14 protein-coding genes and 1 pseudogene are annotated in these 13,928 nt (G+C 45.0%); all 15 read right to left on the bottom strand.

Translation table 11 applies throughout. The features are described 5' to 3' along the window. Window position 1 precedes the first annotated feature (1 nt). Window positions 2-397 (bottom strand): hypothetical protein, encoded by a 396-nt coding sequence (locus tag BO18_RS08805; RefSeq protein WP_034445454.1) that lies wholly within the window; start codon window positions 395-397, stop codon window positions 2-4. A gap of 9 nt (window positions 398-406) precedes the next feature. Next, entirely contained in the window at window positions 407-814 is a 408-nt protein-coding gene (locus BO18_RS08800) for a flagellar protein (RefSeq protein ID WP_185752381.1), read from the bottom strand. 18 nt (window positions 815-832) lie between these two features. Continuing rightward, window positions 833-1,234 carry a ComF family protein gene (locus tag BO18_RS34820; protein ID WP_185752380.1) on the bottom strand — a complete coding sequence of 134 codons (402 nt, stop codon included), beginning with the start codon at window positions 1,232-1,234 and terminating at the stop codon, window positions 833-835. A 126-nt stretch (window positions 1,235-1,360) separates the two neighbouring features. Further along, window positions 1,361-1,570, bottom strand: a pseudogene (locus BO18_RS36615) (double zinc ribbon domain-containing protein); the annotation flags it as partial. Beyond that, window positions 1,560-3,818: an SF1B family DNA helicase RecD2 gene (recD2, locus tag BO18_RS08790; protein ID WP_034447195.1), complete on the bottom strand. Its 2,259-nt coding sequence runs from the start codon at window positions 3,816-3,818 to the stop codon at window positions 1,560-1,562. The pseudogene BO18_RS36615 and the gene recD2, both read right to left, overlap by 11 nt. Window positions 3,819-3,896: 78 nt before the next feature. Continuing rightward, on the bottom strand, window positions 3,897-4,310 hold the full coding sequence (locus BO18_RS08785; protein ID WP_034445448.1) for a hypothetical protein: 414 nt from the start codon (window positions 4,308-4,310) through the stop codon (window positions 3,897-3,899). Window positions 4,311-4,335: 25 nt separating this feature from the next. Beyond that, window positions 4,336-5,169, bottom strand: a complete 834-nt coding sequence (locus BO18_RS08780; RefSeq protein WP_034445446.1) for a flagellar hook-basal body protein — start codon at window positions 5,167-5,169, stop codon at window positions 4,336-4,338. A 130-nt stretch (window positions 5,170-5,299) separates the two neighbouring features. Further along, window positions 5,300-6,244: a flagellar hook-basal body protein gene (locus BO18_RS08775; protein WP_034445444.1), complete on the bottom strand. Its 945-nt coding sequence runs from the start codon at window positions 6,242-6,244 to the stop codon at window positions 5,300-5,302. A 118-nt stretch (window positions 6,245-6,362) separates the two neighbouring features. Next, a complete protein-coding gene (locus BO18_RS08770; protein WP_034445442.1) occupies window positions 6,363-7,355 on the bottom strand; it encodes a rod shape-determining protein in 993 nt (330 codons plus the stop codon). Window positions 7,356-7,520: 165 nt separating this feature from the next. Then, window positions 7,521-8,213, bottom strand: a complete 693-nt coding sequence (gene pseF / locus BO18_RS08765) for a pseudaminic acid cytidylyltransferase (protein ID WP_034445440.1) — start codon at window positions 8,211-8,213, stop codon at window positions 7,521-7,523. Further along, on the bottom strand, window positions 8,210-9,406 hold the full coding sequence (locus tag BO18_RS08760) for a PseG/SpsG family protein (RefSeq protein WP_034445438.1): 1,197 nt from the start codon (window positions 9,404-9,406) through the stop codon (window positions 8,210-8,212). The genes pseF and BO18_RS08760 overlap by 4 nt, the downstream gene beginning before the upstream one ends. Then, a complete protein-coding gene (pseI, locus tag BO18_RS08755; RefSeq protein ID WP_034447194.1) occupies window positions 9,403-10,461 on the bottom strand; it encodes a pseudaminic acid synthase in 1,059 nt (352 codons plus the stop codon). Before pseI ends, BO18_RS08760 begins: the two co-directional genes overlap by 4 nt. 74 nt (window positions 10,462-10,535) lie before the next feature. Further along, entirely contained in the window at window positions 10,536-10,985 is a 450-nt protein-coding gene (locus tag BO18_RS08750; protein ID WP_051688592.1) for a GNAT family N-acetyltransferase, read from the bottom strand. A 28-nt stretch (window positions 10,986-11,013) separates the two neighbouring features. Next, window positions 11,014-12,102, bottom strand: a complete 1,089-nt coding sequence (locus tag BO18_RS08745) for a glycosyltransferase family 52 (RefSeq protein ID WP_081860968.1) — start codon at window positions 12,100-12,102, stop codon at window positions 11,014-11,016. Window positions 12,103-12,192: 90 nt separating this feature from the next. Next, complete coding sequence (locus BO18_RS08740) at window positions 12,193-13,845, bottom strand: hypothetical protein (RefSeq protein WP_034445436.1); 1,653 nt, start codon at window positions 13,843-13,845, stop codon at window positions 12,193-12,195. Between the last annotated feature and the right edge of the window lie 83 nt (window positions 13,846-13,928).

Below are 13,928 nucleotides of genomic sequence, written 5' to 3'. Positions count from 1 at the left end.
GTCACTGTTCCTTTTCGTAGATTCTGGCAAGTTTCTTTAAGTCCCCATAATATGCCTTCATACTCTTACGCATTTTAGTGTAACGATAGGAATAAATGACATATGATGCAAGAGAATACACGCCAACAAGCAGGAGGTAATATGTCAAGAACCTCCTGCCAATAGCTAATAGATTATCCGTGTTGTAAAGATTTGATAAAACCTCTTCAAAATTACACAACACATAGGTCGCAACAAAAATAGCAAACACAATGGTAGCGCTTATCACGGATTTGATAACATTAAATCCCACATAATCACTTTTGAAATATGTGTTGATAGCGTCATTCTTTTTGCCTTCGCGATCTATGAACGCAGCCATTTTGGTCATCAAAATGACTTTTTCTTCGTTTAACATTCCTGCTCCTTAGGTATCCAGGAAGCGCATTCCAGCCTTGGGCTCCTTCTTGACAGGCTTCTGAAGTGCCGGCTTAGGTTTAGCAAATGAGTCATTAAGTGTATTTGCCATTGATGTTTTACACTTAGCGCAAAATCTTCCTGTTTGAATAGGCTCTCCACAATTCTCACAAAGAAGCTGAAGTGGAGAATCCTTAGAAAACATAAGTCTCTCCTCACGGATCCACTGCTGGATCTGCTTGGTTGTGACTTCATTATCCTCTGAAATCTGCTTAAGAGTAGCAGCCGGATTATCTTGTATGTACTGTTTTACCTTCTGGAAATCATCCTCCAATGCCTTCTTGCATAGCTCGCAAATAGGCTGACCTCCGATGTAATTAAACATCTTTCCGCATCTTGCACAATTCCGTAAGTTCATAAGCTGACCTCCATTTATTTAAGTAGTTTGCCCGATAGCCAGGGTCAGAAAATAAATCTTTTCAACTCCTGCCATCTGAAACTCATGGGCGATCTCATCAATAGTACTTCCAGTTGTATAGATGTCATCGATAATTAGTACGCACTTAAATTTTACATCATTTTGGGGCATAATAAAAGCTTTTTTCAAATTATTGCGCCGCCTTACAGCGTCCAGTTCCTTCATTGGAGCGGTGTTTCTCACCCTCTTTATGAGGCCGTTATCCATAGGGATATCCAAAGCTTTTGAAACAGCCTTAGCATAAACCTCCGCCTGGTTATATCCTCTTTTCCTCTCCTTGTCTTTGTACATTGGTACCGGAACTATAACTTCAATTCCAAGTCGCTTCAATCTCTTACCAAGACTCTTTTTCGTAGCCAAGCCATAGAAATCCGCATATTCCTTGCGCCCCATGTACTTAAATCTGTAAATGGATCCGGAGATGCTTCGATACAGGAACACCGAATATCCTTTGGTAAAAAAATGTCTGGTGCGCTGACAGTCACTGCAATACTCTGCGGTTTTATCGCTTCCCAAGGGCTTTCCACACTTCTGACAGGTGGGGCCTTTTACATATTCAATTTTCTTAAGGCATTTTCTGTGGATCGGACCTGACCTTTGTATGCGCCCGTCTTGAAACTCAAACATTCCAACAATTCCGTCGCAGACAGGGCAATGCCTTGGATATATCAGGTCCAGCACAGGGTTACTTTTCATCAACATTGAAAAATTCTACTATTCTGTCCTTTAAGCCGGTATATCTTTTTAATTGTTCCTCGTTTTCCACCATGGTCATGAGAGTCTGGCTGCTGCCCAGTATGCAGACAGTGTTCTTGGCTCTTGTTACTGCAGTATACAAAAGATTCCTGTTAAGTAGCATTCTTGGTCCTCCCAGAATAGGCATGATGACTGCAGGATACTCACTGCCCTGGGACTTATGTATGGTAATGGCATAGGATAATTCCAGCTCATCCAAATCCCCAAAAGGATATCTCACCCGTCTGTTTTCATCAAACTCCACCACCATGTCCTGGGAGTACTCATTGATCTCTTTTATGACTCCCATATCGCCGTTGAACACTCCTGTTCCGCTGTCTACAGGAATGTTGTATTTTCCAACAACCTCCCAGGTGGCCTGGTAGTTGTTTCTTATCTGCATGACCTTATCTCCTTCGCGGAAAATATGGTCTCCGTATGCATGCTCTTTCTTGTTCTTATCCGGTGGGTTAAGGTACTCCTGAAGAATAAGATTCAGCTGTATCGCCCCAAGCGCCCCCTTCTTCATGGGAGTAAGCACCTGAATGTCAAAGGGCTGCGCATCCACATATGACGGGAGCTTATCCCTTATTAGCTGGATCATATGCTTGTAGATAACCCCCGCATCACTTCTCTCAAGGAAAAAGAAATCTTTGCTCTTGTTATCAAGCACCGGCTTTTCGCCGTCGTGGATCCTGTGAGCGTTCATGACAATATCGCTCTCTTCCGCCTGCCTGAATATCTTTTTCAGGTAGATGGTGGGGAACTTTCCACTTTCTATCAGATCTCGGAGCACCTGTCCCGGGCCTACGCTTGGAAGCTGAGAACTGTCTCCTACAAGAATAAGGTGAGTTCCGGGAATCACAGCTTTAAGCAACGCGTAAAAGAGATGTATATCAACCATGGACATCTCATCAATGATTATGGCATCTGCTTCCAGAGGGTTATCTCTGTTCTTCTCAAAACGCACACCCGAGTCCCTGCTGCCATCCTCATCTTCAACCTGCCCTGAAACTTCAAGGAGCCTGTGGATGGTCTTTGCCTCATATCCGGTAGCTTCAGTCATTCGCTTGGCAGCTCTGCCTGTTGGTGCTGCCAACATAATATCAAGGCCCATAGATGCATAGTAAGCTATTATGGTGTTGATGGTAGTGGTCTTTCCGGTTCCAGGACCACCGGTTATTATCACAATCCCATTGGTGATACTCTGAAGTACCGCATCCCTTTGAAGGTCATCCAGCTGGATATTTCTGTAATTCTCAAGGTCAATTATCCGCTGCCTGTAGTTTTCTCTTTCATCCTCAGATACTCTCTCCGACAGGTTTAGCTCTTTTAACATGGCTGCACAGCCCTGTTCCTCATAGTAGTACCCGGAAGCATAGATATCTGTGCCATTCTTGCACACAATCTTTTGATCCATTGCCAGGTTGGCGATGTGGGTTTCTACACTTTCTCTTGTTATGGTATAGTCGGGACGAGTGGAAAGGACGTCAATAGTTCTTTTCACCAGGTCATCCATGGGAAGAAAGGTATTACCGTCCATTGTGGCCTGTAAAAGCGCATACAGGATACCACTCTTTATCCTGTAGTCAGAGTCTATCTGAATGCCAACTCTGGCAGCAATTTCGTCTGCAGTCTTGAATCCAACTCCGCTTATGTCGTCAGAGAGCTGGTAGGGATTCTCTTTTATGACGCGGTAAATCCTGGTTCCATAGGTGTTATAGATCTTCACTGAAAGATTGTCGCTGATACCGTACTGCTGAAGAAAGATCATGGCATCTCGCATCTCTCGCTTTTCTGCCATCTGGGTTCCGATATCCCTGGCCTTGGCGGCGCTGATTCCTTTCACTTCCTCCAGGCGCTCAGGCTCCTCTTCGATGACCCGGAAGGTGTCTTCGCCGAAGTGCTTAACGATCCTGGCAGCCAACTTCTCCCCGATACCTCTTATAGCCCCGGAGCCAAGGTATCTTAGCATTGATGCCTCATCATCCGGCGCGGAAACTTCATAGCTTGTGATCTTAAACTGATCTCCGTAAACCGGATGACTGACAAACTCTCCAGAAGCAAGGATTGTATCGCCAACATCCACGTCTTTGAAGGATCCGGTACAGGTTATCTCATCGTCGGAGGTCACCAGGTTGATGACGCCATATCCGTTCTCAGCGTTCTTATATATAAAATGTTCAATGTATCCTTTTATCTGTTCCATAGCTACTACTATAGCATAATTGCAGCACAAAAAAATCGCCAAAATCTTGCGACTTTGGCGATAATGGTCCGACAAATATTAAACTTCTTTTGGAGCAGCGTCAGAGGATTCCAGCGGCGCTTCCGGGATGTTATAGGTGCGCTTCAGATTCTCAAAAAGCATCTGCGCAAAGCCGTTACTTTGGGTGTCTGCTGATGTGGCGCATATCTCCTGGAGAGTCTGGTCCTTGAAATAATCCACCAGAGTAGCTGTGGATTGATCCGTTGTCTCAGGTTTTAGCGCATCTACTGACTTTTGCATTTCCTTGAAAACCTGCTCAAGGAAGTAAGCCTCAAAGCTCTTACAAGCCTCCCAAAGCTCATCGTCTGAGGACTTCGCTGAAGTCTTCTGGATCTTACTCTTTATGGCCTCTGCACTGGCATTTTTGCTCTCCTGCATGGCATATTCGCTATAAGCAGAAGCGTTTATACCACCAATATCATATCCTGCCATTGTTATCTCCCCTTAAAACCAATCATCACCTCTTAAGTGAGTTAGCTGTCTGCATCATCTGGTCTGTTGTTTGGATTGCTGTAGAGTTCATTTCATAAGCACGCTGTGCAACAATAAGGTTAACCATCTCTGTAGCAACATTTACATTGGATCCCTCAAGATATCCCTGAACGATCTCAGACCTCTTGATTCCGTTTCCTGCATTGTTCTCATTTATCTCTGCGCCACTTGCAGGTGTAGCCTGCCATGCAGCACTTCCTACCCTCTGGAGTCCCTCTCTGTTAGGGAACTGATAAAGACCGATCTGAAGATTGTTAACCGGCTGAGGAACACCCTGAGCATCGGGATAATAGATCTTTCCATCACTGCCGATGGTAATCCTGCTGGCTACTGCATTTCCTGCCACACGGATCTCTGCACCGTTTATATCAAGAACCTTATTACCTTCTGCTGTGGTAAGAACCAGATCTGTTCCACCGGTCTGAGCTAGTGCCCAGGTGAAGTTTCCGTTTCTTGTATAGAATACTTCTCCGTCTGTGGCTCCTGCATACTTAAAGAAGCCATCTCCGCTTATTGCAAGAGCTGCCGGATTGTCACTATCCTGGAATGATCCCTGGGAAAAGAACTGATTTATTGTAGACGTGCGAACACCAAGTCCAACCTGAGAATTGGTGGGCTTTGGAGTACCATTTGCAGTTGTTGTTACTGTCTGTAATTCCTGATATAAAAGAGATTTGAACTGCGCTCCCTGTGCCTTGAAACCTGTAGTATTAACGTTGGCAAGGTTGTTGGAAATAGTGTCAACGTTAGTCTGCTGCGCATTCATACCTGTTGCTGCTGACCATAAACTTCTGACCATAAGCCACCTCCGGGAAATCTATCGGGCTACGTCCTTGTCCCCTATCATTTCGTCATCCGTGACTTATATATACTTCTCTGTTTATTTATCGTCATACAGTGCAAGCTAAATTATTAAAAAATTATAAAATTTACAGCTTTCCAAGCTGGTTTGCAGCTATCTGCAATGAGTCATCAATGGTGGAGATCATCTTCTGGTTGGTATCATAATTTCTCTGAACAGCGATCATCTGTACCATCTCATCAACCACGGAAACATTGGACTGCTCAAGGAATCCGGAATAAACCAGTCCTGTTGCCTCTGTCGCAGTTGCATCATCTACCGGAATATAGCCATTCTCTCCATAATGCTGCAGGTTATTGTAAGTGGTTCTTCCACTTGGCTGCACAGTCTTTTCAAAGTCAAACCGACCTATGGTTGCTACTACAGCGCCATTCTGACTAATCTCACCATTGGTACTGATCTGAACAGAGAGATTGGGATCCAGCTCAATATGTCCGCCGTCCTGAGAAAGAACGAAATCTCCGTCCTGAGTAACAAGTACTCCCTCACTGTTCAGAGTGAAGTTACCGTCTCTGGTATACAGAATCTGCTGTGTCAGACCGTTGTCCTTAAGCTCATCCACAGTGAGCTGCCCGGCCTTATATGCTGCCATAGCTCTTTCACTGCGGTATTTGTTAAGTCTCCAGTCGTTGTACCCGGCTCTGCTGTTTGTACCCTCTTCTTCCTCTTCAGTATCGGCCTGCTTTACGCCATACTCGATAGCAAAGAATCCGCTTCCGCCAATGGCAAGATCGAAGGTGTTCTGGGTCTCCTTCATGGGCCCTTCTGTCCAGTCCACGTAGCCCTCACCAATCTTTACGCCGGGATTAATAATGCCCAGTCCACGAGCTGCGAACGGGGCATCAGTAATGTCTCTAATTTTGAGCGCAAGCTGATCACTGAAAGACTGTGAAGTTGCGCCTTCCTTTTTGTAACCGTTAGTATTGGCATTTGCAAGATTGTTGGTGAGCACGTCCATCCTGTGCTGCTCATTGATCATCCCTGTATAAGCAGTGTAAAGACCTTTTACCATACAAAATCCCTCATACCATCCTGGCGTAGTATGATTACTGTTCACTCGCTTGCAGCGCGCTCCAGTATCATTTTCTACTGCTCAATCCATGAGCAGTGCACGAATTGTTGTACCTGTATCAATCCTCACGATAACCTGCAATGAACTCAACATAACGGCCTGTTCCGATAGCAACGGCTGTCATAGGGTCCTCAGCAGTCATTGTGTTGATACCAGTCTTAGAATAGATAAGGTCCTCAAGGCCACGAAGAAGCGCTCCGCCACCGGTAAGGACAATTCCTCTGTCAGCAATATCTGCTGCCAGCTCAGGAGGAGTGTTCTCAAGTACACTGTGGATAGCCTCAATGATCTGGCTTGTAGGCTCTCTTAGAGCCTCCTCTGTCTCCTCTGATGAAACCTTAACTGTCTTAGGAAGACCTGTTACCAGGTTTCTTCCACGAACATCCATAAAGTCGCTCTCAGCCCTTGGATAAGCTGATCCAATCTTTATCTTGATATCTTCAGCAGTACGATCACCGATAAGGAGGTTGTGCTTCTTACGCATGTAACGCACGATTGCCTCATCAAAGTCATCTCCTGCAACCTTAACTGATGTGCTAACTACAGTACCTCCAAGAGAGATTACTGCAATATCAGATGTACCACCACCTATATCAACGATCATATTTCCGCAGGGCTTTGTTATATCAATTCCTGCTCCGATAGCTGCTGCTATAGGCTCCTCGATGGTCTTAACATCTCTTGCTCCACAGAGTCTTGTTGCATCCTCAACAGCCTTTTTCTCAACCTCAGTTGCTCCTGAAGGAACACAAACTGCGATGAAAGGCTTTCTGTGGATCCTACGGCCGATAGCCTTCTTGATGAAGTATCTCATCATCTGCTCTGTGATCTTATAGTTTGAGATAACGCCCTGACGAAGAGGTCTTACTGCAACGATATTGCCCGGGGTTCTACCAAGCATAAGTCTTGCGTCCTCTCCGATAGCCTTGATCTCTTCTGTATCTCTGTCATAAGCCACTACTGATGGCTCTTTTAAAACAACGCCCTTGCCCTTGATATATACAAGAACCGAAGCGGTTCCAAGGTCAATTCCTATATCTGCGTACTGCATATTCTCTATATTCCCCTTTCAAGTGGTTTATGAAAGCGCATAAATGCGGATGTTAATAAGTCTACAATCTCATTCCACATTATAACCCAAAGAATAAAAATATAAAAGGGGATATCCATCTTTTATATTTATCGGATATCCCCACTCATTTCTGAAGATTAAGTTTTATTTTCCTTCATGTAAAAGATTATACTTCAGCTCTGCCAGCTTCCAGTCCACCTCGTTATCTATATCCTGGACCTCCAGTTCTGAAAGTTCCATGGGAAGAATGTCTCCCACCATGATCCCACGGTTCTTCTTAAAGCTCTCCACCTTGCATACATAAAACTGACCAGCGTCGTGGAAATGTGGCTCCAGGTCCTGGGATCTCTTGGCAAGATTTTCAGGCTGTCTGAACACCAGCTTTCCTTCCCTTATCTCCATGGCACGCTGTGGAGGATAAGAAAATCTCACCACAGGAATAAGGCAGTCAGCATCTGACGCCTTCAGCTGTTCAACAGCAGCTTTCAGCCTTTCGCTGGTTATAAAAGGAGCTGTGGGATAGATACAGGTAAAAATATCAAAGTCCTGTCCCAGCTTATGGTACTCCTCAATAACTTCCTCGATCACGTCCACTGTTGTTGCAAAATCATTTGCAGTTTTCTCACTTCTAAAGAAAGGCACCTTGGCGCCGTACTTTTTGGCAATCTCCGCAATCTCCTGGTCATCAGTGGATACCATGACCTCGTCATAAACGCCGGAGTTCAGCGCCGCCTCAATGGAATAGACCATTATGGGCTTCCCATTAAAGTCCTTAATATTCTTCCTGGGGATCCTCTTACTGCCTCCCCTCGCAGTTATCATAGCCAGTGTTTTCATTTTTTCATCTCCATTAAAGCCTTTGCGATTAGAATAGCACCACGTCCATCCGTGATTCCTGCAAGTTTGCTCCTCATATATTCAAGTTTGGCCATGTCAGCTAAAAGTACAGACAATTCTGCGCATATGGATCTGACAACTGCAGACTTGTCTGTTTCTACATTTCCAGCAAACTTCATGCCACCGGTGCTGCTCCAGTAATCGACGTTGTACTTCTGGTTATCTGCCACCTGATAGAAGATGGCTGGAAGACCAATTGCTGCACACTCTGTCAACATGGTTCCTGCTGCGCAGACAGCGATGTCACATTGACGCATCAGCCCTGCCATATCTGTAACAGCGCGGTGGATTATGATTCCTGCGTGGATCTCAGCAAATTTCTCAATGGCTGTGGCATCCTTCACGAGGCTTCCAACAACCACGTGCCAATCAGCGCGCGGTAAAACATTCACCTTACCTGTACCGGACTTTTCTAAAGAACTGTCGTCCGACTTTATAAGACCTGCTTTCTCTGCCGCCGAAAGAGTTGCCAAAAGCATTCCTTGTGTGTCAGCTCCGCCCGAGGTAAGAAGGACGGAAATTGCCGTCTCAGAATTCTGATCCTCTGAGGAAACGACACTCTCTGCGGCACTCCGATTCTCAGCCCCGTGCTTTTCCAGGCTCTCTGCCGGCGCATCGGAATAATGATAAAACTGCTCACGAAGTGGCGCGTATTGAAGGCCAAGAAGCAGTTTGGTTGGCACCCCATTATATCCGCAGACGTTTTTGTAGGTTTCTTCGTAGCCAAGGCTCTTGTAGTAGCCGCTATAGTTTATAAGCATATCCACAGGATATGTAGCTTCATTGAGGTCGTCAAGGTATGCCACAGGACATATCTCTTTTATCTTCTCAAAGTAAGGAACTGTCACTTTATAGGAATCAACAAGGAGTCTGTCGATGTTTCTTTTACCAAGTTCAGGTATGAGGGCTTTTAGCTCGCTCTCCATGTCCTGCCAGTTTGTGCCAAGAACCACCACGTCAATTGAAGATCCAAGGTCCCCTACATACGCATCAAACAAAGCCTTGGACTCATCGTCTGCCACAAAAAAGGTCACAGACTCACCAAGCCTTACAAGCTCTTTTGCGATGGTAAGGCATCGCATCATGTGGCCTGAAGCTATTATGGAATTGGCATCACATCTGATTCCGGTCATTTCTCTATATGTTCCCAGGCAAGTGGTGTGCCTTTTTCAAGGTCACAGGCAGCCTTTTTGCCCAGTACTTCCTCATAGTACATGGTGTGCATTCCGTTTCCGGGACGGATGGATCGCACATTTTCTTCTGTTATTGTTTCTCCAGCCTTTATGTCTTTTACCACGAAAAGAGATCTTGAAAGGCTCCGCTCCTTAATCTGCTTGTCTGTTAAACAATACTCATAAGATCCGAGAGCCTCTTCCATGATGCGGACCTCTTTTACCATCTGAGCAAATTCAGAAGGTTCCATGGAGAAAGCATCGTCAACGCCGCCCGCTGAACGGTCAAGGGTCAGGTGCTTCTCGATCATCTTTGCTCCCAGCGCAACGCTTCCAACAGGAATTGTACCTCCTGGGGTATGGTCTGAAAGCCCAACTACGCACTGATACTTATCCTGCAGCCCCTGCATCATCCTAAGGTTCACCAGGTTGTAAGGGGTTGGATAAGCGCTGACGCACTTAAGAAGGATAACGTTGTCGTTCCCCTCTTCCTTGCAGGTATCAAGGGCTCTTTGAATATCCTCTTCATAGGCTATGCCCGTGGCAAAAATTAAGGGTTTTCCAAGCTTTGCGATCTTCCTGATAAGAGGAATGTCGTTGATCTCAAAGCTGGCAATCTTGTAGGCTGGAACGTTAAGGTTCTCAAGATAATCAACCGCTGTAGGATCAAAAGGAGATGAGAAGCACTCCATTCCCAGTTTATTTGCTTCCTCCATCAGGCCCTTATGCCACTCCCATGGAGTGTACGCCTCCTCATATAGGTCATGGAGTGTCCTTCCGGCCCAAAGGCCATCACCCGGAGTCATAAACCAGGGCTTATCACAGTCGATGGTAATTGTATCTGCAGTGTAAGTCTGGAGCTTTACTGCATCAGCCCCGGCTTCCTTGGCAGCATGGATTATCTCTACTGCTCTGTTATAATCACCGTTGTGATTTCCGGAAAGCTCTGCCACGATCATGCATGGGTTATTCCCACCAACGGTTTTATTTCCAATTTTGATTTCCTTGTTAAACATATCCACTCCTATCACCCAATTTCCCCAGGCCAGATAAGCAAGCATGCAATCATTTGCTTATCTGGAACTCATCTTTATATCGATTTTGAATAGCAGAATGAATCCCCTGCATTCTCAGCTGTGTAGCCATTTGCTTCAAAGCAATGACATGAGGCACCATTGGACTTAAGTACCATCCCTGTGAGTGCTTTAACTCCCGTCTCATCATTTCGCATCTCATTCTCAGCCAATGCTATGATCTTCTTTCCATATCCCTTACCTCTGGCTTCAGGCGCAATCATATAACTGATCTCACCCACATCCTCGGTTACATCTACGCGGATATTACCAACCTTCATGTCGCCATCCATCAGTATGAAAAGATGACAGTTTGAATCCGCCAGTTTCCTCTGAAACCAATTCATATGCGACAGAAGACTTATTTCCCCTTTAGTAAAAGAATTCTCCCTGGTAGTAGGATCATTCCTCCAGCTCAAGACATCTTCCGCGTCTTCAATTGTTGCTTTCTTCAAGTATAGACTCATCCAGAATTCTCCACTTGCACGTCGCGACCTATTTATCAAGATTCTCCGTTTTGCGATGAATCTCCGGATCCTCGTACTTATCAAGGAAATCCAGTCCCAGATAGACAATCTCTTTTGCAAAGTATACATTATCCATCTGCGTGATGACTGAAATTACCTTGTCCACCTTAAAGCCATCTATGTCCCCAAGAACCTCCATGGGGAACTTGTCCCTTATTACCACGACTCCGGGAAAGGCCTTCTCATAGTCCAGAACATCCCTTGGATGCGGCTTTATAATGACGCGATGTGCATCCTTGTACTCATCTACAATATCTCCAAAGAGTTTTTCACGCACATCCATCTCGCACAAAGGCTCTGTAAGGATCATGACCTGTGGCCTTGGATCTGAAGGATCCACCAATTGCCCCACGACCCTGTCAGCATTTTCCAGGAATATCTCCACAAGTATTCTGTGGTCATCCTTTGAAAGCTTATCGTTAAGCTCAGCCCTTGGTATTTCTACCACATTCTTAGGGGGTCTGTGGTTGGCACTGATGTCGTTTACTTCGTAATCTATACAGTATCTGCTGTAACCACTTTCGATAAAGATAAGCCCCATAGCTGCCATGGCTTTCTTAAGAGGCCACGCGCCTCTGTTGGCATTTCTTGCCTGATCATCCAGCTTACCTGAGTTAAGGCCATCCTCTACCGCATGGTATCTAATCTTCTTGTAGTTCAGGTAATATCCTATTGGGTCCGAATCACAGAAAGCATAAACATCCTGGTACCTGGACAGATCTGTGGGAATATACTCCTCCTGTAATTTACCAAGGAGCTTTGTATAAGTGATCCTCTGAAGAAGATTTGCTACGATGTTTCCCTTATCCCGGTGATAGCTCATAACCTCTTCGGAGGTAACATCTTCCTTCTCGTCGTACATATAGACATTATCAAAGACTCCGGACTTCTCAAGGCGCTCCTTAAGATTCCCAAAGTCATTTGACATGGTGCTAAGTATTATGTCAGCTTTTTCATTACTTTCATGTCTTGCCACAAGCTCTTTTACCACAGCAATATAAGCATGGTAATAGGTGTGACATATGTAGATTCTTCCAATTTTTCTTTTGCTCATCATATCAACAATTATATGCCACAGTGCCTATAAGTAAAAGAAAAAAATCCCACCATCCAGGGATGGTGGGAGTAATTTCATTATTGGATAACTTCAGGGCTTTTCTACTACTGAATATTCAACGGGCTTTGCATTAGCATATTCATCAAAAAGCGTCATGAGGTTTGAATCATCCTCAACCTTCTTTGGTTCCTCGCCATCTTTAGCGTAGTAGAAGGTCGAGTTACCGTTAGTATCAAACTCCTCAATGGCTTCTTCTGCAACTACAAGCTTGCCATCCTTAACTGTGTACTTAGACACATTGTGGTGTCCGCCGGTATAGAGATATCCATCCTTAAGCGAAAGCGGATAAGCTGTTCCTGCGGAATAAACCTGTCCAAGATAAACAATCTTGCCCTTACTATCATAGATAAACAGTGATGAATCTATAGCATTCTTTGTTTCGTTTTCACCGTTGTAGGTTCCGGTTGCAGCAAAGAATACATCTGTGTCACCAACAGGCTCATTGGCATAGCCCATACCGTTCTTGAAATCATCAAGCATTTTGGTGAAGGTGTCGTATTTTGAAAGATCTACCTTTGAGTAATCGATGGGCATTATCTCTGAAAATGGTGTGAAATCAAGCTTCAGACACTGCTCATTAGCGCGGTCGAACCACATGTTGTAGTCTTCCTCTGTGCACTCTACCCACTTATCTTCATCATCACCTGAAGCTTCGTCTTTGAACCATGGATTCTCTTCATTTTCATAGCCATCATACTTTACGCCATACTGAAGGAAAAGTTCATTGGTTCCGGGAGTAATGTTGTAAACCTTAACTCCGCTGTCCATAGCTCCGCTTGAGTAGAAGTTTGCAACTCCACCATACTCCATACCGCAATAGCTGTCTCTTGCTGTTCCGCTTACGACCAGTGTAGGCTGTCTGTCTACCATAGTGTAGATATCATAAACTACACTAGGCTCGTCACTGTCATCTATCATTCCCACAAGAAGCTCATCCACACCGTCGTTGGATATGTCCTTGTAGGCAAATCCCATCTCATCATAGGCCTTCTCGCCATCATACTGGATAAGAGCATAGAATTCAGGGCTCATCCCGGCTTCCTCAAACTGGTTCGCATCCCATCCCTCGTCAAAGGCTGTCAGATACTGGGAAAGTGTGTATGCATAGAGATCCTCACCCTTCATACCTGCGCCGTGCATGTATGTAGCTCCGTTATTACCCTGGATATTAGCAAGAATATCACTTACAGAATTGTATAGCTTGCCATAATCCTCAGGCATCTCTTCATTTGTTGTGTAGTCCCACTGAACATCTGAAGGCCCGCTGGTGAGCACGTCATAAAACTCCCCTGTAGGAGTTTCCACCTCACCAATCTTTGTATACATTCCGCCGGCTACAACGTCCTTGTTAACGTTAGAAATTACAGAGAATACAAATCCTCCAAATCCTGCTTCGCTACTGGCCTTATCATATACAAAGATCTCATTGTCAATTATTTTAGCCTGGAACTTACCCTTAAACTCATCCGGTATTGTAACTGTAAGAAGATCAGTTGAAAGAACTGTGTCCTCAATATAATCTTCCTGCCCCTGCGCAGGCTCTGCTACAACCTCTGACACTTCTTCTGCAGCCTGAGTCTCCTCTTTTGGCTGCTCAGCAGACTCCTGTGTTGTGGCCTGACTTCCGCAGGCTGTAAGGCCAATCATAGCCCCGACCATTAACAGTGCAACTCTTCTCTTCATAATCTTTCTCCTCTCTAAGCAATCGCCCTTCCGGGCCAATCCACTAATCAAGATGATACTACGCTTTATAGTGTCACAGAATT

It is taken from the genome of Butyrivibrio sp. AE2032 (genome assembly GCF_000702965.1).
The sequence above is the reverse complement of the archived record's forward strand: the minus strand, read 5'-3'. Positions and strand labels throughout refer to the sequence as shown.

Coding starts and splice junctions, on each gene's coding strand:
- BO18_RS08805 (WP_034445454.1), bottom strand. CDS start 397: ATGTTAAACGAAGAAAAAGTCATTTTGATGACCAAAATGGCTGCGTTC.
- BO18_RS08800 (WP_185752381.1), bottom strand. CDS start 814: ATGAACTTACGGAATTGTGCAAGATGCGGAAAGATGTTTAATTACATC.
- recD2 (WP_034447195.1), bottom strand. CDS start 3,818: ATGGAACAGATAAAAGGATACATTGAACATTTTATATATAAGAACGCT.
- BO18_RS08785 (WP_034445448.1), bottom strand. CDS start 4,310: ATGGCAGGATATGATATTGGTGGTATAAACGCTTCTGCTTATAGCGAA.
- BO18_RS08780 (WP_034445446.1), bottom strand. CDS start 5,169: ATGGTCAGAAGTTTATGGTCAGCAGCAACAGGTATGAATGCGCAGCAG.
- BO18_RS08775 (WP_034445444.1), bottom strand. CDS start 6,244: ATGGTAAAAGGTCTTTACACTGCTTATACAGGGATGATCAATGAGCAG.
- BO18_RS08770 (WP_034445442.1), bottom strand. CDS start 7,355: ATGCAGTACGCAGATATAGGAATTGACCTTGGAACCGCTTCGGTTCTT.
- pseF (WP_034445440.1), bottom strand. CDS start 8,213: ATGAAAACACTGGCTATGATAACTGCGAGGGGAGGCAGTAAGAGGATC.
- BO18_RS08760 (WP_034445438.1), bottom strand. CDS start 9,406: ATGACCGGAATCAGATGTGATGCCAATTCCATAATAGCTTCAGGCCAC.
- pseI (WP_034447194.1), bottom strand. CDS start 10,461: ATGTTTAACAAGGAAATCAAAATTGGAAATAAAACCGTTGGTGGGAAT.
- BO18_RS08750 (WP_051688592.1), bottom strand. CDS start 10,985: ATGAGTCTATACTTGAAGAAAGCAACAATTGAAGACGCGGAAGATGTC.
- BO18_RS08745 (WP_081860968.1), bottom strand. CDS start 12,102: ATGATGAGCAAAAGAAAAATTGGAAGAATCTACATATGTCACACCTAT.
- BO18_RS08740 (WP_034445436.1), bottom strand. CDS start 13,845: ATGAAGAGAAGAGTTGCACTGTTAATGGTCGGGGCTATGATTGGCCTT.